The following is a 21,069-nucleotide window of genomic DNA, read 5'->3' as shown; positions in this document are numbered from 1 at the left end:
GTCATCCGCCCCGTGGGACGGACACCACTCGTTTCCGGCGCTCACGTCCATGACAGGCCCCCCTGTCGGCACCGGGCACGGCGGAGAGGCGTGCTGCCGCGGTCAGGGGCCGGGGTGCTGGGAGTCGACCATCAGCTGGAGCAGGTCCCGCAGGCCGCGTCGCTGGTCCCCGTCGAGGGCGATCAGGGGGTCGCTCGCGAAGCGGAGGCGGGCGCGGAGGTCCTGCGCGGCGGCCCGGCCGGCCTCGGTGGCGGCGATGCGTTTGATCCGCCGGTCGGCGGGGTCGGAAACGCGTTCGACGAGGCCGCGGCTCTGCAGCCGGTCCACCATCCCGGTGAGGTTGGAGGGGTCGGCGCCCACGCGCTCGGCGATCCGCCGCATGGGGAGCGGTTCGTCCAGCGCGAGCAGCACCTTGGCCTGCTGGGGTGTGAGGCCGTGGTGGGCGGAGGCGGTCTCGTACTCACGGCTGTAAAGAGCGGTGATCTTGGCGAAGAGGCTGACCACCTCTGCGGTGAGCCGGTCCGGGGCGTCCATGACCGCAGTGTAGGCCAGCCCCTCAGCCACCACCATGGTTGACAAATATGGTGGTAGTCCATAACTATTTTCAATCAGTACAAGCCCCTGAAGGGTCCTTCCGTCGAAAGGCAGATCCATGTCCGCCAAGGTCGTCCTGATCACCGGCACCTCATCCGGGATCGGCCTGGAATCCGCCATCGCCGCCGCCCGCGCCGGATGGACCACCGTCGCCACCCTCCGCGATCCGAACCGGGCCGACGCCCTGCGCGACGCCGCCGACCGGGCCGGCGTCACGCTCGACATCCGACAGCTCGACGTCACCGACCCTGCCTCGGTGAGCGCCGCGATCGAGGGCACCCTCGCCGACCACGGCCGGCTCGACGCCCTGATCAACAACGCGGGCGCCGGCCACGTCGGCACCATCGAGAACGAGTCGGTCGAGGATGTGCGCCGGGTCATGGAGGTCAACTTCTTCGGCGTCGTGGCGGCCACCAAGGCCGCCCTGCCGCACCTGCGCGCCTCCGGCGGCAGGCTGATCACCGTCACATCGGTCGGCGGGGTCGTCGGCCAGCCCTTCAACGAGGCCTACTGCGCGGCCAAGTTCGCGGTCGAGGGCTTCATGGAGAGCCTCGCCCCGGTGGTGGGCAGGCTCGGTGTGACCGTCTCCGTCGTCGAGCCCGGCGCCGTGGCCACCGAGTTCGTCACCAATATCGGCCTCGACCCCGAGCAGTTGTTCGCCGCAGCGGGCGAGTACGCTGAGCCGCTGCGGAACTATGTGGCCCGCACCCAGGGACAGTTCGCCAATGCCGCGCAGACACCGGAGCAGGTCGCTGTCACCGTGATCGACGCACTCACCGCCGAGCGGCCCCCGTTCCGGCTGCAGACCTCCGAGTGGGCACGCACCTTCACCGGCACCAAGCTCGCCGACCACGACGGCTCGGCCGTCCTCACGCTCACGGACGCCTATCTCGGCTGACCACGCCCGGGTGAAGCCGGCCGCTCGTGTCAGGGCCGTCGACGGCTCCGGGTCCGCGTGCGGACGTCCTTGACGATACGGGAGCGCAGAGCCCGGGAGATATGGACCAGGTCGCTGCTGGAGGCCGTACGCTCGTCTGCGTTCACGCAGCGCCGAGGAGGCAGGCCATGGCCGCCGCGAGCGTAGTGGACCTCGACCGCCGCCACGATCAGCGCGGCCTCGGCTATGGCGGCGGCTTCCTCCCCGGTGGCGTTGCGGGCCAGTGCGAGCCGGTGCGCCTCGTCCCGGATCCACGGATCGGAGTGGTCACGGCAGGCCAGGATCCGGTCGGAGATATACGTCTGACGTCTCGTCAATCGCAGATGGACGCTGGGCTTCCACCAGGGCAGAGGCAGGGGTGTGGGTCCCGGTGCGCCCCGCACGGGGCGCACCGTTCGGGCGAGCGGTGCCAACTGCCAGTAGCGGACGGCGGTGCTCCGGCCGATGAGGGGGAGCACGAAGCCTGCCGCTCCCAGGACCGCGCTGGGCGCGATCACCGTGCGCGCGATCACGATGAGGACGTCCCAGGTGTGGCCGGTCCAGCGCCCGATCACCGCCGCGGCCGTCATGATGTCGTAGCCGACGAAGTGCATCAGATAGGCGGTGGCCAGTACGCGCAGCCCGGTGCGCAGCGTGCCGTGCACCTCCCCCGCCCAGCGTCGGCACAGGTGGCCGACGGTCAGGGAGGCCACGGCGTGCGCGGTGAGATAGAGAAGGATCATCTCCCTGATGAAGGGCGCGGTGGCGTAGTAGAGGTCGAACCGGGTCCGTTGCTCGACCGGCGCGTCGCCCAGCGCGAAGAGGACCGCGAGGAGGACGACGGCCACCGCGTATGCGGCGATCGTGATACGGGAGAGGTGGCGGGGCCGGGCCGTGCCGGTTTCGCCCCGCCAGTTCAGGACGAGCACGATCGAGGCGCCCGAGAACGCGACCAGCAGCATATAGACGATCGGGGCGGCGATGTTGGGCACACCGGTGCCGCGGTTGACGAGGGCGATCGTGGTCTGGGCGGTGGTGAACAGGACCCCCGCGCCGAGGAAGAGCAGGGCACAGATGGACGAGAGCAGCCAGTCCCGGCCTCGGGCACGGACGAGTGCCGGCAGCTTCATCAGACAGGCCAGGAACATCAGTCCGCTGGAGACATAGAAGGGTAAGTCGCCGTCCAACGGCGGTAAGTCACCGTTCATGGAATGGGCACGGCCTCCGGGACGTCGCTGGGCGCACTCGCTGAGGCAGGCTATCGCGGACGCCTCGCGGGTGTGCCCTTGAGCGCCGCATCGCGACGGCGGCCCGTCCTCGGCGGATGCGGCCCGGGTCAGCCGTGACGACCGCGTTCCTCACGGACCTGCCGCACCAGGGTGTTGATGAAGCGTTCGACCAGTTCCCACTCGTCGTCCGGCAGGGACGCGGCCGTGCGCAGCGCCATGGCGCGACTGTCCTGGCAGTCCGAGCCGGCGGTCGTGCGCAGCCCGGCGAGCACGGGCTGAAGCGCCGCGTTGAGGGCCGACTCCGGCTCGGCGCTGAGCCATCCGTTGGGCTCCCCGAAGAAGAAGCGCTCGACGCCCGCCTGAGTGGAGGCCAGGGGGCCTCCTGAGCGCGCCGGGCGCCGCCTCGCTTCCGGGGCCGGCTGCGCGGGCCCGCGAGGGCTCCTGCGGCCGTTGACGAGGTTGGACAGGGATGCCCGGGTGGCCCCGAACGAGGAGGCGATCTCGTCGTAGGAGTGACGCGAACCGTCGGGGCGTCGTCGCGTCTCCCGCAGATGGGCGATGCGGCGGATGATCCGGTCGATGATGTCCTCGGCGGGAGGCCGCCTGCCCTTCAGAAGCATCTCCACGACACCTTGCGGCACGCCGCAGTCGATGGACAGCTGCTGCACGTCGAGGACCTCGTCACGGCCCCGCCCGTCACCCAGGAGCGAGTCGATCTGCCGGAGGGTCTCGGCGAGCGATTGACGCGGATCTCTCACCGCCGCATCTCCTCACGTCCGGTGGGGCGCGGACTGCGCATTGATGACGAGACGATAACCGCTCCCCCGCAGGGCAACCAGGTAAAGCGATACTCCAGTATCCAAGGCCGGATACAACGGTTGACATCACGTGCTCGGGGATTGCAGCATCACCAGGTGACTGACTATCGGTCAGCACCTCTCGCGCACAGTCGCGTTCGCTCCGTGGTCGCGGAATCCGGTCGCGCCTGCGCTCGCGTCGGCGTGCGCGGATCCGGGCCACTTCCCCGCACGCTTCAGTGGTGCTCAGGTGCGCCCCGAAGGCCCTGCCTCGGCGGGAACGGACACGACGTGCCGACCGCACGAGCCGGATGGCCGGTGGTCGTGGAGCCGACGCGGACCACCCGGGCACTCGGACATGGGGAGGACAGAACCGTGCACGTCGGGCCGTGCCGTCCGCACCTCTCGGACCAGTCATCTTGGCTGCGGTCCCCAGGCGCCCACCGTAGAGATGACGCGTCGCTCCGCCTCCCCCGCCCGCGACCCCGGCCGACCGCCATGGGATCCGCTCACCGCGTCCCGGCCGGTCCAGGCGTGGGCAGACGGCGCAACCAGCCATGCCGCCGGGGCTTACGCCCCCACCCCGCTCCTTGTCGGAGGATTACGTGACGGCCGTCCCTGCGCTTCTCCCTCCCCGGCTCGCGCCCCGCGCGGCCCATAGACCCGCACCCCTGGCCACAGCGGCACCGTCTCGCGTTCCGGGCCTGTCATGACCGCCCCCCAGCCCGAACCCGCACTTCCGTACCGCGCCCAGGCGGATCGCGCGTACGAGGCAGCGGACGATCGATGGGCCCACGCGCGAGACCAGCGGTTCGCCCGGTTCTTCGGTGGACGGCTCGCCGATGCCGAACTGTGCGGCAACGCGGCCGAACGCCGGACTGCGGCCAGCGCCACGGAACTGTTCGAGGAATGGCTGGCCCTGCGCGAGATGACGGGCGGCGAAGGCGACGCCGAGCAGAACGCCACCGCGAACGCACTGGGATGGTTGCTGCGCTGGGTCGCCTTCATGGAATGGGCCGGCCATTCCCAATGGGAGCTGGGTTTCCATCCTGCGGCATACCATGCGCCACTCGATCACTTCTTCGACGCGGCGGACAGCGGTCGCTGAGGCGCGGCCGACGCCTTTCCCTGGCGCGGGAGCGCGATGCCGGTCAGGGCGCCATGCGGACGACCTCCCCGACGCGGGGCCGTGATTGCGGTCAGGGCGCCGTGAAAAGCGCCGGAAAGCGCGGTGCGAGCCAGGGCTTGCGCCCCCAGGCGAGCACCCGGCCACGCGCCATGGCTCCCCATGGATTGCAGCGCCCCAGGGCGATGAGCAGGAACGTGACCGGCTCCGTGAGGATGGTGCAGTCCGCACGGTCCGGTGGCGCGGACGTCACGTTCACGGCGCCGTCGGTGAAGGTGACGCCGAACTCCGGCCCGCCCCGCACACGGAGCCTGTACCGGGCCGTGACGCCGGCACCGACGGTGGCGTTGACGACCCGCGGCATGACGGTCAGCAGGAACGGCAGGCACAGTACGACCCGAGCGCGGTCGATCATATGCGGCCGGCCGAGCGCGCGGGCCAGGTCGTAACCATGGCCCAGCATGTGGGTCAGCAGGTACGAGGCGAGAACGGACCGGTCCATGGGGCCGAGCGGTGTGACAAGCGCCGGGTCCGCGGCCTTGTCCGCCGTGACCCTGACGACGGCGTCGAGGAAGCCGTCCGCCTGTGCCACGATCATCGCCGCCAGCGGCTCCGCCCGGCGCTCCCGGAACGCGGCCAGCGACCGCGCGTTGGCCGCGGCCAGGCTCTGCGGCGTGCCGTCCCCGTAAGGGCGCTCGCGCCCCGCCGCGAGGTCGGCCATCAGCTCGTTGGCCAACGCCAGATGGGCCGCCGCCTCGCCCACGGTCCATTCCGAGCCTGGCACGGGCACCGTCGTGTCGGCCGCCGCTCGCAGCAGCTCCGCGATGTCCCCGGCGGTCTCACGGATCGCCTGTCCGAGCCCGTCGGGCAGGGTCTTCCCGTCGTCCACTGACCGCATCTCCGCCGCCATGCCACCCACTCATTCCGTCATCGAGCCGCCACGCCCGGCACGCCGCCACGCCCGTCCTTGGGGCCTGCCTTGCCCGTCATGTGCCGGCGGGATACCCAACCAGGCGGGAGCGGCCGGTGACAACGGTTTGGACGACATCAACCGGCTGTCGATTGAGCGGCTTGGCGACGTGGCGCCTTGGCGACGTGGCGTACCGGCGACTTGGCGCCTTGGCGACTTGGCGACTCGGGACGTCAGACGGCGACCGGCGGCATCGCTCCGTGGAGCGCCTTCTCGTGCTGCATACGGGTCAGCCGCAGCACGACGAGGATCGCGAGCAGCGCGGCCGCGGCGTCGGTGGCGTCCGCGAAGAGCACCTGCGGGACCGCGCTGTGAATCTCCGGAGCGGTGTGGGCTCGACGGTAGGCGGAGAAGCCGACCCGCTCGGCCAGGAGCGAGATGATCCACAGCGTCCACCAGGTGTTGACGAGGCCGTGCGGCCGGGGCGCATCCGAGGGGCTGCTGGCGTCCCAGATGTCCAGGGTGATCCGGCGTGGGAACCAGAGGTTCGCGAACGGCGTGAACCAGCCGCCGATCGCCCAGCCACGCCCCTTCTGGTGCCCGTAGGGATCGAACGCCTCGGCGTTGACCCGCACTCGGTAGAACCAGCACAGGAAGACGATCATGCAGGCGAGCAACGCGGTCGTCTGGGCGATGCCTGCTGCGGCGTAGAGCGCGTCCGCGCGGTCGGCCCGACGGCTCACGGCGCCCCCGAAGGCGCCGTGAGCCAGATCGCCCGACACGTTGTACATGACGAGGTCCGCCCCGATCGCGAACAGGTCGGTGACGGCGACCAGTCCGAGCAGGACGGCGGTCGCGCGGCCCAGACCGACGGGCGAGCGCAGGAAGGCCTGCGGCACAGCCGTCGGCGGCTGGGTCGTCGGCGTGGGAGCGGTGGTGCACTGGGCGCACAAGGTGCCGTCCGGAGCGGCGGCGAAATGATGGCAGCGCGAACAGATCATGGTGGAACGTCCCCCCGAGGTGTGGTCGAAACGCCGGGCGCCGTTCCTCCCCGGAACCTCACGCGCGGCATGGGAAACATACGTTCCACCAGGCCCGTAGTCCACTTCGTTGACGCCCGGCGGCCGGCGGGGGTTCCCCTGGTCGACAGGCGCCGGGTCTCCCCACCGGCCCTCGGCAACGGGCCGGCCGTGTCCTCAGCCGCCGCCTCCGACCTCGAGCACGATCTTGCCGCGGATCCGCCCGCTCTTGCTGAGGCGGAACGCCTCGGCGGCCTCGGCCAGCGGCAGGGCGTGCTCGACATGGACGCGGAGCTTGCCGGCGTCGGCGAGTCGGGCCAGTTCCGCGAGGTCCGCGGCGTCCGGACGGACCCACACATGGTGACCGCCGCGCTCGGTGACCTCGGAGTCGACGATCGAGGCGACCCGGGAGCGGTCCTTCAGCAGTTCCTGGGACACGGCGACCGCGTCACCGCCCACGTAGTCCACCGCCGCGTCGATGCCCGCCGGCGCGAGCGCGCGCACCCGGTCGGCCAGACCCTCACCGTAGGTGACGGGTTCGGCGCCCAGGGAGCGGAGGAAGTCATGGTTGCGTTCGCTCGCCGTGCCGATCACCCTGGCTCCCTTGGCCACCGCGATCTGCACGGCGAGTGTTCCCACGCCGCCGGCCGCCGCATGGACCAGGACCGTGTCACCCGAGGCGACGCCCACCCGGGCCAGCGACTGCCAGGCGGTGAGCCCTGCCAGCGGCACGCCGGCCGCCTGCTGCCAGTTCAGCGACGTGGGTTTGCGGGCGAGGGTGCGTACGGGGGCGGCGACGAGTTCCGCGTAGGTGCCGTGCTGCACTTCGTCCTTGCGGACATAGCCGAAGACCTCGTCGCCCACCGAGAACTCGGGGGCGTCCAGGCCGACCGCCTCGACGACGCCCGCAACGTCCCAGCCGGGGACGAGGGGGAAGTGGATGTACATGATCGGGTCCAGGTATCCGGCGACGATCTTCCAGTCGACCGGGTTGACCCCCGCGGCCTTCACCCGTACCAGCACCGAGTCGGGGCCGACCTTGGGGTCGTCGACCTCCGTCAGTTCCAGGGTCTCCGGACCACCGTAGCGATTAGTGCTAATTGCATGCATACCGGACATGGTAATCCCCCCACCGCATCCGCACCGCACCCCTCACGGGCCGTCCGTACGAGTGCCCGAACTCGACGCGCGCAACCGCCCGTTCGGTCACCGTCCCGGCGTGGCCACCACCCCCGGCGACGGCCGTGCCGGCATGGACTCGCCTCTGGTCGATGAGTTGATGGGGCCGGGCATCCTTTACGGGCATGTGCTGCCGAGGCTCGGTCGCGGAAACTGAGCGATTCGGCAGAAGCCGCCAGCCGAACGCGGGCCGGTTCCGCGGGTGGTCGATCGGCCGGCCGCCGGCCGGGCCGCTCGGGCTTCCCGGCAGCGGCCGCCCGGCCGTCAGGCGATGCGAAGCCCCCGGTACCGCAGACTGAGCGACAGGTCGCGGCCGCAGCATGCGGACCGCCGCTGCGGCGACACCACAGCGAGCCGGGGACACGGCCCCCTCGCCCGCCTCACCTGCTGTAGTCGCCCGTTCGACGGCCGTCCCGGTGGCCGGGGTGGCCGACGGGCGGCGGCACGAATCGGTGTGCATACCCTCCCGTCTTCGGGGCAGGCGGTGTGTCGTCAGCTCACAGCGAGATGACGGGCACGTAGTCGATCCGGGAGGGAATCATGATGTCGGCGATGACGACAGCGGCGGCGGAGGCGGTCACAGCTGCACTGCCGGAGGTCGCCGACCCGTCGCGGGTGGCGCCGCGGGACGCGCGCGAGTTGTCGAGGCTCTTCTTCGACGAGCTGGCCACACTGGACGAGGGCACACACGAGTACCAGTACGCGCGCAACACTCTGATCGAGATGAACATGTCCCTGGTCCGCTTCGCGGCCGCCCGGTTCCGCAGCCGGGGGCCTGAGGAGATGGAGGACATCGTCCAGGTCGGCATGATCGGGCTGATCAAGGCCATCGACCGGTTCGAGCTCTCGCGCGAGGTGGAGTTCACCTCGTTCGCCGTGCCGTACATCGTCGGCGAGATCAAGCGGTTCTTCCGCGACACCTCCTGGGCCGTGCATGTGCCGCGCAGGCTCCAGGAGGCGCGGGTGCAGCTGGCGAAGGCCACGGAGGAACTGCGCACCCGGCTGGGCCGTACCCCCACCACCAAGGAGCTGGCGGAGCTGATGTGCCTCTCGGAGGAAGAGGTCATCGAGGCGAGGCTGGCCTCCAACGGGTACAACTCCTCCTCCCTGGACGCCGCGATCAGCACCAGCGAGGACGGCGAGACCGCGCTGGCGGACTTCATCGGTGCCGAGGACGAGGCACTGGAGCTGGTGGAGGACTTCCACGCACTGGCCCCGATGATCGCCGAGTTGGACGAACGGGACCGCCAGATCATCCACATGCGATTCGTCGAGGAACTCACCCAGGCACAGATCGGTGAGCGCCTCGGGGTCTCCCAGATGCATGTCTCGCGGCTGCTGTCGCGCATGCTGGCCCGGCTGCGGGAAGGACTGCTCACCTCCCACTGACCCACCCGTGAGACAGCGCCCCGGGGCGTGCCGTGCGGCCGGCCCGGGGCGCTGTCGCGCGTAAAGACGCTCTTGCCGCCGCCGTTGACGGCGGCCTGCCTGCCGTCGGCCTTGATCAGTCACCCACTCTTCAAGACAGCTTGCGGCACAGCAGGGCGGCAGGGCCTGCCGTGCTGCCCAGCCGTGTGGTGAAGGCGATCCCGGCGGCGTACTCGTCGTCGGCGCACTGGCCCTTGTAGTCGCCGTAGGCGAAGTCTCCGCCGGAGGCGTCGGCGGGGCGGTTGTCGGACCGGTCGAACCACACGGTCCGGCCCGTGACGCCCAGTTGACCCCGGGCGGGAACGCAGAGTGCCGCGGACACCCGGCCGCCGCGGTGGCTGTAGCCGATCAGGAAGTCGCCGGCGGGGCACTGGAGTTTGGTGTAGCCCGAGGCCCAGTCTCCGCCCTGCGCAACATGGCGTTCGTCGGTCACGACCGTCTGGGTGCTGCCCTCGGCGCGCAGGTCACCGGCGGTGATGTCGGTGCACAGTGCGCGGCCGGCCGTGTGACCGAGGCCGATCAGCCGCAGGCCGTCGGGACATGCCGCCTTGGAGGCACCCGAGTCCCAGTCGCCGGTGGCACGCACCCGGAGTGACTGGACCCGGTCGCCGTGGTCGGTGGCGAGCATGCGCCATGAGGGCACCTCCGCCACGGGCCCGGTGCGCGTGGGCGCGGTCATGAGGTGGTTCCACGCGCTGCCGCGCCAGTCGGACTGGTCGAGGATGCCGTATCGGTGACCCGCGGTGTCATAGCGCAGCAGGGACCAGTCGTCGTGGCCTTCCCAGCCGACCAGCGGCCAGTAGGCGAAGTCGGCGTCGTGGTCGGCGAAGTAGTCCGTGATGTTGCCGAACCAGGCGCGGGCGGCGGTGCCCGTCTCACCCGCTCCGATGCCGAACTCGCTGATCCACAGCGGTGCCGTGTAGTGCCGGCCGCCGTCCTCGGACACGAAGAACGCCTCGTCGGTCAGGGCTTGGTACAGCTCGTCGCGGGTGAGGTCCTGGTAGCGGGGGTCGTGTGTCTCCCCGAGGCCGGTGGCACCGCTGTGATGGGGGCCCGTGTAGCCGTAGAAGTGCGCGGAGTAGACCAGTTTGTGGGTGTCCACGAGGGTGTGCGAGAGCGTGCGCGCGGGGGTGAGGGTGGGGCGGCCGTGCGGCAGCCCGTCGACGGGCAGGCCGGTCCAGTTGATCCCCTCGATGACGATGAGGAGGTTGGGGTTGGCCTCGGTGAGAATGCGGTCCGCGGCGAGCTGGGCGGCGGCGTACCAGTCGTGGTCGTCGCCCAGGCCCCAGTTGGGGTCGTCCATGAGGTCGCGCCGTACCTCGTTGTAGAGGTCGGCTCCCACCACGCGCGGGTCGGAGGCGTAGCGGCGCGCCATGAAGACCCAGTCGTCGGCCCACTGCTGGGTGGACTGCCTGCTGTTCCACCGCTCGTTGCCGTCGATGCCGCAGCACCAACGGGAGGTGTTGGTGTGGTTGTTGAGGATGACCGCGAAGCCGTCGCCGGTGAGCGCGGCCACCACGGCGTCGTAGATCTGCAACGGCGTCTTGCCCCGCAGCTGCGGGTTGGCGGTGACGGCGGCGTCGGGCACGGGAGCCGTCGTGTGGATCATCTCGTTGGAGAACGGCAGCCGGATGCTGTTGATCCCAAGGGCGTGGAAGTCGGCGAGCAGTTCGGGCAGCGCGACCCGGTCCAGGCCGAGGGGGATGCCGTAGGAGTTCTGGCCGGCGTGGTGTTCGGCGGGATCGTCGATGCTGCCGCTGCCCGTCCAGGACCCCTGCGCGCCATCCCAGTTGGCCGACTTCAGCCGGAAGCGGTTGCCCGTGGCGTCGACGATGTACCGGCCGCGGGTGGACAGCGGCGGTTGCCAGGTACCGGCCGCCGGGGCGGTGGCGGCAGCGGTGCGGGCCGCGGGCTCCGGGCCGGCGGCGACCGCTCCGGGCGCCGCCGGCAGCAGGAGGAGCACCGCGGCCGCTCCTGTCAGGTTCCGGACAAGTCTCATGGTCGGCATACGGCCCTCTGTGGATGAGCGGTGGTGCGCGGATGGGGGGTGGCGCGGCCGGCGGACGCCGCAGTGCGGGGTGCCCGTCGGCGGATCCCGCAGGGCGGCCGGACTCGGCCGTCGGCGGGCGACGGCCGTCAGTGTACGGAGGAACGGCCGTCGCCGGCTCCTCGTACGCGAAAACCGGTGCGAGCGAGCGGACACTGCCGCTTGGACGTGGGGTCTCCGCGAGAGAGGGCGCCGGTCCGGGCTCCGCCACCCGCCGGGTGGGCGGGCTCGACGGCGCCCGTCGCGTTCGTTGGCATCGCCCGGGCTGGGTACCCGTGAGGTTCGTACCACCCGGTGTCCGCCCCATATGAACCCCGACGGAGTCGCCGTGAAATTCGGAATCGCCACCTTCATCACCGACCAGGGCATCCGCCCGGCCCCTCTCGGCAAGGCGCTGGAGGAGCGAGCCTTCGACTCGCTGTTCATCGCCGAGCACTCGCACATACCGGTGAACCGCGAGTCCCCGTATCCGGGCGGCGGTGAGTTGCCGGAGATCTACTACCGCACCCTCGACCCGTTCGTGGCCCTGAGCGCGATCAGCCAGGTGACCGAGCGGTTGCTGCTGGGGACCGGCATCGCGCTGATCCCCCAGCGCGACCCGATCCTCACGGCCAAGGAGGTGGCCTCACTGGATCTGGTCTCGGGCGGTCGTGCGATCTTCGGCATCGGCGTCGGCTGGAACCGTGAGGAGATGAGGAACCACGGCGCCGATCCCTCCACCCGCGGCCGGCTCACCGATGAGCGGCTGCGCGCCATACGGGAGCTGTGGACGAAGGAGAAGGCCGAGTTCCACGGCGAGTTCGTGGACTTCGATCCAGTCTTCTCCTGGCCGAAGCCCGTCCAGCAGCCCCATCCGCCGATCTACGTCGGCGGAGGCGAGGCGGCGTTCCCCCGGGTGGCCGGGCTGGGCGACGCATGGCTGGCGAACAGCATGCCGCCCGACGAGCTCGGCCCGCAGATGGAGCGGCTGCGCTCCCTGGCCGGCCGGGACGTTCCTGTGACGGTGTACGCGGCGCCCGCCGATCCCGAGCAGATCGAGGGATACATGGCGCTGGGGATCGAACGGCTGCTGTTCTATCTGCCCACGACGCCGGAAGACGCCACGCTGAAGGAACTCGACCGGCTGGCCGACGTGGCGCGCCGCTACGGGCACACTGCGCGGTCGTGAGCGAGCCCCGCGGGCAGCCCCGCCGGTCGCTAGCCCGGGCGGTTCCTGGGCCAGACCTCCGGTCCCCCGCCGTGCCACTCGATCAACGGTGACTCGGCCACGTCCACCTCGTCCCAGCCCTCCAGGCCGGCCCGTTGCAGCAGCACGGCCACGTCATGCAGGCTGTACGCCATCCCGAGGATCTCGCCGTCGGACCGGACGCGTCGGCCACCGGTCTCCGAGGGCGCGGACACGATCACGCGCGGGTCGCTCATACCTTCACCCTCTCGCCCGGGACGGGTCCGCGCACGTCGGGCCATGGCCGTCGCTCCGCGCCCCCGGGCCGCCGACCGGGGCGGCCGTGCGGCCGCGCGTGGGACGAGCCGCTCGCTGCGCGCCGTCCGGTGTGCGGCAGGATGGGTCCATGAGCGTAGTCAAGATCAACGTACTGAGCGTTCCTGCCGAGCAGCGGGAGACGCTGGAAAAGCGCTTCGCCTCCCGGGCCCACGCCGTGGAGGGCTCCGACGGGTTCGAGTGGTTCGAACTCCTCAGGCCGGTCGAAGGGACCGACGCCTACCTCGTGTACACGCGGTGGCGTGACGAGGAGTCCTTCCAGGCGTGGATGGAGGGTCCCATGAAGGCGGCCCACCAGGGCGGTGGCACGGAGAGCGGCGAGCGCCCCAAGCCGGCGGCGAGCGCGTCCACGCTGTGGTCCTTCGAGGTCGTGCAGCAGGCGGCGCCGAAGACCGCGTAGCGGGCCCGGACATGACGGTGTCCCGTCGGCCACGGCCGGACGGCCGCGGCTGACGGGACACCTCGGGGATCGGGGTCAGTGGGCGGGTGCGTCGGTGACGGCGACCTCCTCGATGCTCCGCTCGATCTCCTGGGGACGCGACGCGGTGGCCTTGGCCCAGTAGTAGATGACCAGGGAGAAGGCCGCGATGACCAGCATGTCCCACCACAGGCCGATGTGGCCCTGGCCGCCGAAGCCGCCCTGCCAGGAGATCAGGCCCAGCCCCACCAGATAGGCGGGCAGCCACTGGGCGGCCCTCCAGTCCATCCGGGGAGCGTCCGGCAGGTTCTTGGCGGTGGCGTACCAGGCGTAGCCGCCGAGGAGCACATAGCCGAGGATGATCGCCACGCCCAGGCGCCACAGCGTGTCCCAGCCGGCCCAGTAGATGATGAGGTTGGCGACGACGAAGGACAGCGGCGCGATCGTCTTGCCGGCGGGCAGGCGGTAGGGGCGCTCGAGCTGCGGCAGCCGGTCGGCGAAGACGCCGTAGGCCAGCGGCGCGCCGGCGTACATCAGGACACTGGCGGAGGTGATGAAGCCGACCAGCTCCTGCCAGCTCGGGAAGGGCAGGAAGCAGATCACGCCGGTGACGAACGAGATGGCGAGACCGAACCACGGCACGCCACGGGCGTCGGTCTTCTCGAAGAGCTTGGGCGCGTAGCCGTTCCTGGACAGGCCGTAGGAGACGCGCGAGGTCGCGGTGGTGTAGATCAGGCCGGTGCCTCCGGGGGAGATCACCGCGTCGATGTACAGCACCACGCCCAGCCAGCCGAGGCCCACCAGCGTCGCGAGGCCCGCCCAGGGACCGCTGATGCCCGGGAAGTCGAGCTTGTCCCAGCCGTGGGCGAAGGAGCTGAGCGGCAGCGCGCCGATGAAGACGACCTGAAGGAGCACGTAGATGGCCGCGCCGATGGCGACCGAGCCGAGCGTGGCGCGCGGCAGGTCACGCTTGGGGTTGCGGCTCTCGCCGGCCAGCTGGATCGCCTGCTCGAAGCCGAGCAGGGCGAAGATGATGCCGCTGCCGCTGATGGCGCCGAGGACGCCCTTCGCGCCGAACGGGGCGAAGCCGTGGGCGGTGAAGTTGTGCGGGTGGAAGTTGCCCACCGCGATGATGAAGATGGCGGCCAGCGGGACGGCTATCTTCCACCAGGTGGCCGCGCTGTTGGTGTGGGCGAGGACGCGGACGCCTAGGAAGTTGACCACGACGAAGACGGCCATCAGGAAGACCGCGACGAGGAAGCCGCTGGTGGTCAGCGTGCTGTCGCTGTGCTGCAGCCCCTTGGCCCACTGCCAGTGGCCGGCGTAGCCGATCATGGCCTCGACCTCGATCGGGGCCACGGTGGCGGCCTGCAGCCAGGAGAACCAGCCGAAGGACATACCGGCCAGGCCACCGAAGGCGTAGTGCGGGTAGCGGGCCGTGCCGCCCGCCACCGGGAACATGCCGCCGAGTTCGGCGTGCACGAGTGCCAGGAGAACGATGGCCACCGTGCCGATCAGCCAGGAGATGATCGCTGCGGGGCCGGCCGCCACAACGGCCTTCTCGGCGCCGTAGAGCCAGCCGGATCCGATGATGGAACCGACCGAGGCCCACATCAGTCCGATGAGACCGACATCTCGCCGTAGCGCGGTACGGTCCCGTGTGACATCGGGGACGGCATGGTCGAGTTTCGCCATGTCAAGGGGCCTCTCACTATCTGAACACCGAATTAACGCTCAATGGCGGCTCACACTAGGAATCGAGAGGCTCCAGCAGAAGAGCGATGGCCGAAATTTGACCCTTTCACAGATGCTTCCTTTGCATACTCTTTGCGCAGGTCATCCGGGGTGACAGAATGTCTCTATTCAGTTGCGGAATGTTAGAAGAGTGTAAGACAAGCTGTCTGCGGCAACGGACCGTCGGAAATCTCGACGCACGGAGCCCGAACCGCTGGAGATGACGATGTCCCGATCGGATGCCCGCCGGCCGATCGTGGTCGGTGTCGACCCCGACCCAGCGCGGCGGACGGTGCTGGCCTGGGCGGCCGACGAGGCCGAACGGCGCGGGATTCCACTGCGTCTGGTCCACGTCGAGAGCGTGCCCACGACCGAGCTGCGCTGCTGGGAGGTGCCGGCCGGGGCATGGCCGAGGGCGGGCCGGAAGCCCGCGGTCCCCTCGGGCCGTCAGGCCGAACCGTGCGGTGAGCCGTCGGCGCCCGGTGCCTCGTGGTCCGCCGCCGCTCCGGCGGAGCGGTCCTCCTCGCCGGGGACGCGGGCCCGTGGCGGCAGGGGCCGCAGGTCACCGGAGGCATGGTCACCGGGTCCGCCGTTGGCGTCCCGCCGCTCCCGCTCCTCCTGCCGGAGCACGTCGAGGACCGCGGAGCCGTCGACGGTCTCCCGTACGACGAGCAGATCGCTGAGCCGGTCCAGGGCCCGGCGGTGTTCCCGCAGCAGTCCCATGGCCCGCTCCTCGGCCTCACGGAGCAGACGGGCGGTTTCCTGGTCGATGATCCGCTGCGTCTGCTGCGAGTACGGCTGCGCGGCGGGCTCCTCGCCGGTCTCGCCCAGTTGGCTCGGATGAGCGGTCGCGTAGCCGACCGGCCCGACGGCGGGCGAGAGGCCGAAGTCACGGACCATCCGCGTGGCGATGTGGGTGGCGCCGGCCAGGTCGTTCGCCGCGCCGCTGGACCCCTCGCCGAAGACGACGAGTTCCGCGGCCCGGCCGCCGAGCCGGACCGCGAGCAGGTCGGTGAGATAGCCCTCGCTGTACAGATGGCGCTCGGCCTCGGGCAGTTGCTCGGTCACCCCGAGCGTCATGCCCGACGGCAGGACGGTGACCTTGGCGACGGGGTCGGCGTGCTCGCACAGCGCGGCGACCAGGGCGTGACCCGACTCGTGTACGGCGACGGCGTGGCGCTCCTCGGGCAGCAGGGCGTTGGAGGCCTCGCGGCGGCCGAGCAGGACGCGGTCGCGTGCGGCGTCGAGGTCGTCGGGCTCGATGAGGGTGCGGTCGGCCCGGACGGCGTTGATGGCGGCCTCGTTGACGAGGTTGGCGAGGTCCGCGCCGGAGAATCCGGGTGTGGCCCGGGCGACGATGTCGAGGTCGACGTCGGAGGCGAGGGTCTTGCCTCGGGCGTGGACCCGGAGGATGGCGGCCCGTTCCGCCTGGTTGGGCAGCGGGACGGTGACCTGGCGGTCGAAGCGCCCCGGGCGCAGCAGCGCGGGGTCGAGGGCCTCGGGCCGGTTGGTGGCGGCGAGGACGACGATCCCGGTGGACTGGTCGAAGCCGTCCATCTCGGCCAGCATCTGGTTGAGGGTCTGTTCGCGTTCGTCGTTGCCCCCGATCCGCCCGGTGCCCGCACGCCGGGCACCGACGGCGTCGATCTCGTCGATGAAGACGATGGACGGCGCACGCTTGCGGGCCTCGTCGAACAGGTCACGCACCCGGGACGCGCCCACCCCGACGAACATCTCGACGAAGGCGGATCCGGTCACCGACAGGAACGGCACATCGGCCTCTCCGGCGACGGCGCGGGCGAAGAGCGTCTTGCCGGTGCCGGGCGGCCCCACCATGATCACACCGCGCGGGCCCTTGGCACCCGCGGCGGCGTAGCGGGCCGGGTTGCGGAGGAAGTCGACGACCTCGCTGATCTCCTGCTTGACGCCGTCGTAGCCGGCCACATCGCCGAACCGGGTGGTCGGGCGCTCCGCCTCGATGATCTTCGCTCGGGAGCGGCCTATGGCGCTGAGCCCGCCCGTCATGGAACGCGCGGCGCGGCGGCCGATCCAGAAGAAGACGCCGATGAGGAGCAGCACCGGCAGGAGCCCGGACAGGATCGATGTCAACGCGTTGCCGCCGCCTTTGCTCTGGGACGCGGTGATCTGCACATGGTGCGACTGAAGTTGCTGCTGGAGCGGTCCGGTGCCGAGCGCCGTCGGAAGCTGGGTGGTGAACTTGGTGCCGTTCTTCAGGGTGCCGCTGACCGCTCCCTTGTCGTTGATGTCGACGGCCTTCACCTGGCCCACGCCCACCTTGCCGACGAAGTCGCTGTAGGTGAGGTGGGCGGGCGGGGTGCCGGACGGGGCACGGACAAGCGTGAGGACGACCAGGAAGAGCACCCAGACCAGCGGCATGATCCACCACGCCCAGCCCGCCCGGGGCGGCTGGGTGGGCGGCCTCGGCGGTACCCGTGGGGGTCCGGACTTGGCCGGCGGCGTGAGATGCCGGTGCGGCATCCGCACTCGCGTGATCACCGTGCACCGCCTCCTTCGGGAGGCCTCCCCGTGGCACCGGCGTGCGGCGCCGGTCCGGGGTGGGGCGGGCCGGCACCATCGGCCGTCCGTGGCACACGCGCCCCCGGCCTCCTCCTCCCATGGTCCCTCCGACTTCCCGTGGCCGAGGTGTCCCGCGGGCGCCGGTTCGGGACCGGGTCCCCGCTTCGGCACGGCACGCCCCGGTCACGGCTCCAGGGTCGACTCCACCAGGTCCCGCGCCAGGTCGAGGGTGTACTGAAGCGGCAGGCCGTAGTCGGTGTACCAGTCCTCCGTGGCCTCCGGGTGGGGACCGGTGACGCCGACGCGCCCCGCGCCGAACCGGGACACCACCGCGGCGGGCGTGCCGTTGTCGTAGGTGGCCAGGACCCTGGCGTCCGCGTCCTTGTCGAGGACGAAGTACGGCCCGTCCTGGAAGAACACGGTGCGGGGCCGGCCACGCCACTCCACCCCGACCAGGGTGTTGCTCTCGTCGTGGACCGAGGACCCGGGCGAGGAGATGTACTGGTCGGTGTCGCCGGGCAGCAGACCGAATCCGGGGGTCGCCCCGGCCAGATAGCCGCCCAGGCAGAAGCCCAGGTAGCGGCCGCCGCCCTGGACGAAGTCACGGATCGCGCCACGCCGTCGCCGCAGCCTCCAGTAGGCCGGGCGGAGCGTGCCGCCGCCCGGCTGGGCGTACACCCGGGCCCGGGACAGCGACTCGGCCGACAGCGGGAGCTCCTCGTGGGGGCCGGTGAAGCGCACGTCGAGGTTCCAGGGTCCCTCGGCGAGGAGTGCGGCGACCGCCTCGGGGCAGCCGGGCAGCGAGGCGGGTCCCCGGTAGACGAGCGCGAGGGGGCGCTGCCCGCCGCCGGGACTCTCGTTGGGGGTCATGTCCTGTTCGCCACCCCTTCGTCGTGCTCCGCGCATCCCGCGCGGACGGGCGGCCGTTCCTGCGGCTCCGTGGTGGGACGCTCGACCAGTCCCTCGGCGGGCAGTCCGCGCCATCTCGTGCCCGGCGTCAGGCGTTCGCCCTTCATGACGAGCGACAGCGGTCCGAGCCGGACGCCCTCGCCCACCACCGCGTCGTAGAGCACGATCGCTCGCGTTCCGATGCTCGCACCGGCGTGGACGGTCACCTTGGACATCTTCATGACGCGGTCCTCGAACAGGTGCGTTTGCAGCGAGACGTTGGTGTCGATCATGGCGTCGTCACCCACCTCCACCAGGTCGAACTCGGTGAGGTAGGTGGTGCCGATCCAGGTGCGCCGGCCGATGCGGGCACCGAAGAGACGAAGCACCGGTGGCAGGAACGGTGTGCCCACCAGCGTACCCACCCCGGCGGGGACCGCGGCTGCCTCGAAGACGCCCGTGACGAACTCCGTACGCCGGACGAACAGGCTCCACAGCGGCTCGACACGCGGCCGGTAGCTGCCCACGACGACGCGCTTGACGACCACGCAGAACGCGATGACGGCGAGGGACCCCGCCATGGCCAGGAACGGCGACACGAGCACCGCCGCCGGACCCACACGCCGGGCCACCGCGGACAGCGCCGTCAGATAGAGGTAGACGCCGGCCGCCAGCACGGCGGGCGGCACGGTGGCGCGGAGGAACTCGATGGCGAGGCGGACCAGGACCGCCCTGCGGGTCGGCCGGTAGGTCAGTTCCTCGGGGTACGAGCCGCTGCTCTGGCGCACCGGCAACCGCAGGGCGGGCGAGCCCAGCCAGGTGGTGCCGTCGGGCACCCGGTCCGGTGGCGGGACGGTCCCCACGCCGACCAGCGAGCCCGCCCCCAGCTCGGTTCCCGCCGGGATGAGCGCCGCGTTGCCGACGAAGGCGCGGCTGCCCACGTCGGTGGGTCCGAACGCCACCCGGTCGGCCGCGAAGGCGGCGGAGCCGACGCTCGCCATGTCCGCCACGAAGCTGCTCTCCCCCAGCGTGAGCAGGTCCGGGTCGATATGGGCGGCGGTGGAGACCTCGGCGCCCCGGCCGACGCGCGCGCCGAGCACCCGCAGCCAGGGCACGGTGTAGAGGGTGGCGTAGAGGGAGTTGGTGAAGGCGAGACTGGACTCCAGCAGCTTGTCCGCGATCCACTTGCGCACACCGAGCGAGGAGCGGGCCGGATGGATGCCGACGGGCAGCCCGGGCAGGACCGCACGTTTGCCGACGGCGACCACGCAGCACACCGTCACCACCCAGAGCGGGCCCACGAGCGCCATGGCCGCCGGTACCGCTCCCGTGCCCCAGTGCGCCCACGCGAACCAGAACAGCGCCAGACACGGCAGACCCATGGCCGGCACGGCCGACTCCAGGAGGACGAGGCCGAGCAGCGCGGCGGTCAGTTGCCGAGGCCGCCATCGGTCCGTGTCGCCGCGTTCGCGCAGCATGGCCTCGACGGCCGGCGCGAGGGCCTCGACCGGGCGTGCGGGGGATCCGGCCCGGCGCGCCCCGTCGGGGACCACCTCGTCCGGGGCGAGGACGGACTGTTCACCGAGCCCGGACCGGGCTCCCATACGGGCGCCGGGTGCGAGCACCGCGTTGGCACCGACGAACGCCCCCTGCCCGATCGTGATCGGGGCGACCGTCACCCATCCGTCCGCGACCTGCCAGGAGCGCAGCGAGGCCCCGTAGCCGATGGCGGCGTCACTGCCGATGGTCAGCAGTCCCGGCAGCGGGACCATGCCGGTGGCGATGGTGGTGCGGGCTCCGACACGCGCTCCGAGCAGCCGCAGGCAGGGGGCCATCATCGGGGAGCCGCTGAGCGTCCGCAGCGGGCTGAGGCCCAGCAGCAGGCTCACTCCCCACAGCCGCAGATAGGTCGCTCCCCACAGCGGGTAGCGGCCCGGGCGGATGCCCGCCGCGAGCGGGCGCACCAGGATGAAGGGCACGACCCAGCGCGCGACGCCGTACCCGGCCAGCGCGATGCCGGCCAGTTCCACGGGCGACCATTCCGAGATGCCGTTGTGCTCGGCGGCGTACACGGCGACCGGCAGAGTGAACAAGAGCAGCACGAGGTAGAGCGCCGCCATCTGGACCAGCCCGGCCAGCGCGATCCGGCCGCCGCCGTGGCGGAGGGGTTCCGGCCGGGGCGCTGCGACCGAGGGTGCGGTGGCGGCCGCGGTGCGCAGCCGCGCCGCGAACGTCCGCACGGTGGGGTGTCCGTAGAGGTCGCGCAGCGTGGGGCCGGCCTCGCCGTCCCTGCCCCGCAGCAGCGACACGACCCGGGCGGCCAGCAGGGAGTGGCCGCCCAGGTCGGTGAAGAAGTCCGCCTCGGCCGACAGCTGGTCGGGGGGAATGCCCAGCACCTGCGCCCAGACGTCCCGCACCCGTGTCTCCCATGCGCCGCGCGCGGGCGCCACCGGCCCGGTGCCCCCGAGCAGACGGCCGGTCGGGGCGGGCAGCCGTCTGCGGTCGACCTTGCCGCTGGGCATGGCGGGAAGCCGGTCGAGGACGTCCAGGTACGACGGCACCATGTAGGCGGGCAGGGTGCGGCGCAGGCGCTCGTGCAGCCGCGCGGCGAGGCCGTCGTCGCCGGGGGTGCCGGGGGTGGGGGGCTCCGGGACGGGTACGACGTAGGCGGCGAGGGTCTTGCCGTACTCGCCGTCGTCGTGCGCGTCCTGGCCGTGCTCACCGTCGGGCGCGTCCCGGCCCGTA

Annotated in this window: 17 protein-coding genes and 1 pseudogene; 6 read left to right on the top strand and 12 right to left on the bottom strand. The window is 71.4% G+C overall.

The genetic code is table 11. The features are described from left to right. Positions 1–102 precede the first annotated feature (102 nt). Positions 103–534, bottom strand: coding sequence for a MarR family winged helix-turn-helix transcriptional regulator (locus ACIP94_RS24640; protein ID WP_402429477.1), 432 nt, complete (start codon positions 532–534; stop codon positions 103–105). 118 nt (positions 535–652) lie between these two features. Between ACIP94_RS24640 and ACIP94_RS24635 the strand changes: the two genes are divergently transcribed. Further along, positions 653–1,492: an SDR family oxidoreductase gene (locus tag ACIP94_RS24635; protein WP_402429475.1), complete on the top strand. Its 840-nt coding sequence runs from the start codon at positions 653–655 to the stop codon at positions 1,490–1,492. A 29-nt stretch (positions 1,493–1,521) separates the two neighbouring features. Here ACIP94_RS24635 and ACIP94_RS24630 read toward each other — a convergent pair whose 3' ends face one another. Together ACIP94_RS24630 and ACIP94_RS24625 are read right to left on the bottom strand one after the other, a co-directional pair. Next, positions 1,522–2,697, bottom strand: a complete 1,176-nt coding sequence (locus ACIP94_RS24630; protein WP_402429472.1) for a DUF6545 domain-containing protein — start codon at positions 2,695–2,697, stop codon at positions 1,522–1,524. A gap of 149 nt (positions 2,698–2,846) precedes the next feature. After that, positions 2,847–3,497: a hypothetical protein gene (locus ACIP94_RS24625; protein ID WP_402429469.1), complete on the bottom strand. Its 651-nt coding sequence runs from the start codon at positions 3,495–3,497 to the stop codon at positions 2,847–2,849. Positions 3,498–4,245: 748 nt separating this feature from the next. On the opposite strand from ACIP94_RS24625, the gene ACIP94_RS24620 reads away from it, so the two are divergent. Next, complete coding sequence (locus tag ACIP94_RS24620) at positions 4,246–4,644, top strand: hypothetical protein (RefSeq protein WP_402429466.1); 399 nt, start codon at positions 4,246–4,248, stop codon at positions 4,642–4,644. A 91-nt stretch (positions 4,645–4,735) separates the two neighbouring features. Here ACIP94_RS24620 and ACIP94_RS24615 read toward each other — a convergent pair whose 3' ends face one another. The 3 genes from ACIP94_RS24615 to ACIP94_RS24605 all read right to left on the bottom strand — a co-directional run bounded on the left by ACIP94_RS24615 (position 4,736) and on the right by ACIP94_RS24605 (position 7,701). Then, the gene (locus ACIP94_RS24615) at positions 4,736–5,572 is read right to left on the bottom strand and encodes a maleylpyruvate isomerase family mycothiol-dependent enzyme (protein ID WP_402429463.1); all 837 of its coding nucleotides are present in this window, start codon (positions 5,570–5,572) and stop codon (positions 4,736–4,738) included. Positions 5,573–5,805: 233 nt separating this feature from the next. After that, positions 5,806–6,573 (bottom strand): DUF4328 domain-containing protein, encoded by a 768-nt coding sequence (locus tag ACIP94_RS24610; RefSeq protein ID WP_402429461.1) that lies wholly within the window; start codon positions 6,571–6,573, stop codon positions 5,806–5,808. A 195-nt stretch (positions 6,574–6,768) separates the two neighbouring features. Then, complete coding sequence (locus ACIP94_RS24605; protein ID WP_402429458.1) at positions 6,769–7,701, bottom strand: NADP-dependent oxidoreductase; 933 nt, start codon at positions 7,699–7,701, stop codon at positions 6,769–6,771. A gap of 612 nt (positions 7,702–8,313) precedes the next feature. Between ACIP94_RS24605 and ACIP94_RS24600 the strand changes: the two genes are divergently transcribed. Continuing rightward, positions 8,314–9,159 carry an RNA polymerase sigma factor SigF gene (locus ACIP94_RS24600; RefSeq protein WP_402429700.1) on the top strand — a complete coding sequence of 282 codons (846 nt, stop codon included), beginning with the start codon at positions 8,314–8,316 and terminating at the stop codon, positions 9,157–9,159. A 130-nt stretch (positions 9,160–9,289) separates the two neighbouring features. Here the strand turns inward: ACIP94_RS24600 and ACIP94_RS24595 are convergent, their stop codons facing one another. After that, a complete protein-coding gene (locus ACIP94_RS24595; protein WP_402429455.1) occupies positions 9,290–11,206 on the bottom strand; it encodes a glycoside hydrolase family 5 protein in 1,917 nt (638 codons plus the stop codon). Between the two features lie 367 nt (positions 11,207–11,573). Here ACIP94_RS24595 and ACIP94_RS24590 point away from each other — a divergent pair, with 367 nt between their 5' ends. Continuing rightward, positions 11,574–12,413, top strand: a complete 840-nt coding sequence (locus ACIP94_RS24590) for an LLM class F420-dependent oxidoreductase (RefSeq protein ID WP_402429452.1) — start codon at positions 11,574–11,576, stop codon at positions 12,411–12,413. A 29-nt stretch (positions 12,414–12,442) separates the two neighbouring features. Here ACIP94_RS24590 and ACIP94_RS24585 read toward each other — a convergent pair whose 3' ends face one another. Further along, positions 12,443–12,667, bottom strand: a complete 225-nt coding sequence (locus ACIP94_RS24585; protein WP_402429450.1) for a hypothetical protein — start codon at positions 12,665–12,667, stop codon at positions 12,443–12,445. A 149-nt stretch (positions 12,668–12,816) separates the two neighbouring features. Here ACIP94_RS24585 and ACIP94_RS24580 point away from each other — a divergent pair, with 149 nt between their 5' ends. Continuing rightward, positions 12,817–13,146: an antibiotic biosynthesis monooxygenase family protein gene (locus ACIP94_RS24580; RefSeq protein ID WP_402429447.1), complete on the top strand. Its 330-nt coding sequence runs from the start codon at positions 12,817–12,819 to the stop codon at positions 13,144–13,146. A 75-nt stretch (positions 13,147–13,221) separates the two neighbouring features. Here ACIP94_RS24580 and ACIP94_RS24575 read toward each other — a convergent pair whose 3' ends face one another. Further along, complete coding sequence (locus ACIP94_RS24575) at positions 13,222–14,859, bottom strand: APC family permease (protein ID WP_402429444.1); 1,638 nt, start codon at positions 14,857–14,859, stop codon at positions 13,222–13,224. A gap of 259 nt (positions 14,860–15,118) precedes the next feature. Between ACIP94_RS24575 and ACIP94_RS24570 the strand changes: the two are divergent. Further along, a pseudogene (locus ACIP94_RS24570) lies at positions 15,119–15,256 on the top strand (universal stress protein); the annotation flags it as partial. Between the two features lie 89 nt (positions 15,257–15,345). On the opposite strand, the gene ftsH reads toward ACIP94_RS24570, so the two are convergent. From ftsH to ACIP94_RS24555, 3 genes are all read right to left on the bottom strand, one after another. Next, positions 15,346–17,415: an ATP-dependent zinc metalloprotease FtsH gene (gene ftsH / locus ACIP94_RS24565; RefSeq protein ID WP_402429441.1), complete on the bottom strand. Its 2,070-nt coding sequence runs from the start codon at positions 17,413–17,415 to the stop codon at positions 15,346–15,348. A gap of 204 nt (positions 17,416–17,619) precedes the next feature. Then, the gene (locus ACIP94_RS24560) at positions 17,620–18,306 is read right to left on the bottom strand and encodes a hypothetical protein (RefSeq protein WP_402429438.1); all 687 of its coding nucleotides are present in this window, start codon (positions 18,304–18,306) and stop codon (positions 17,620–17,622) included. Next, on the bottom strand, positions 18,303–21,069 hold a 2,767-nt coding region (locus ACIP94_RS24555; protein ID WP_402429435.1), incomplete at its 5' end, for a Pls/PosA family non-ribosomal peptide synthetase. The genes ACIP94_RS24555 and ACIP94_RS24560, both read right to left, overlap by 4 nt.

This window comes from Streptomyces sp. NPDC093261 (genome assembly GCF_044753645.1).
Classification (GTDB): domain Bacteria; phylum Actinomycetota; class Actinomycetes; order Streptomycetales; family Streptomycetaceae; genus Streptomyces.
Note: the sequence above shows the minus strand (reverse complement) of the source record. Positions and strands in the feature narration are given on the sequence as shown.

What these genes read in the sequence shown, in the direction of transcription:
- ACIP94_RS24640 (WP_402429477.1), bottom strand. Translation starts at nt 534, where the DNA reads ATGGACGCCCCGGACCGGCTCACCGCAGAGGTGGTCAGCCTCTTCGCC.
- ACIP94_RS24635 (WP_402429475.1), top strand. Translation starts at nt 653, where the DNA reads ATGTCCGCCAAGGTCGTCCTGATCACCGGCACCTCATCCGGGATCGGC.
- ACIP94_RS24620 (WP_402429466.1), top strand. Translation starts at nt 4,246, where the DNA reads ATGACCGCCCCCCAGCCCGAACCCGCACTTCCGTACCGCGCCCAGGCG.
- ACIP94_RS24615 (WP_402429463.1), bottom strand. Translation starts at nt 5,572, where the DNA reads ATGGCGGCGGAGATGCGGTCAGTGGACGACGGGAAGACCCTGCCCGAC.
- ACIP94_RS24610 (WP_402429461.1), bottom strand. Translation starts at nt 6,573, where the DNA reads ATGATCTGTTCGCGCTGCCATCATTTCGCCGCCGCTCCGGACGGCACC.
- ACIP94_RS24605 (WP_402429458.1), bottom strand. Translation starts at nt 7,701, where the DNA reads ATGCATGCAATTAGCACTAATCGCTACGGTGGTCCGGAGACCCTGGAA.
- ACIP94_RS24600 (WP_402429700.1), top strand. Translation starts at nt 8,314, where the DNA reads ATGTCGGCGATGACGACAGCGGCGGCGGAGGCGGTCACAGCTGCACTG.
- ACIP94_RS24595 (WP_402429455.1), bottom strand. Translation starts at nt 11,206, where the DNA reads ATGCCGACCATGAGACTTGTCCGGAACCTGACAGGAGCGGCCGCGGTG.
- ACIP94_RS24585 (WP_402429450.1), bottom strand. Translation starts at nt 12,667, where the DNA reads ATGAGCGACCCGCGCGTGATCGTGTCCGCGCCCTCGGAGACCGGTGGC.
- ACIP94_RS24580 (WP_402429447.1), top strand. Translation starts at nt 12,817, where the DNA reads ATGAGCGTAGTCAAGATCAACGTACTGAGCGTTCCTGCCGAGCAGCGG.
- ACIP94_RS24575 (WP_402429444.1), bottom strand. Translation starts at nt 14,859, where the DNA reads ATGGCGAAACTCGACCATGCCGTCCCCGATGTCACACGGGACCGTACC.
- ACIP94_RS24560 (WP_402429438.1), bottom strand. Translation starts at nt 18,306, where the DNA reads ATGACCCCCAACGAGAGTCCCGGCGGCGGGCAGCGCCCCCTCGCGCTC.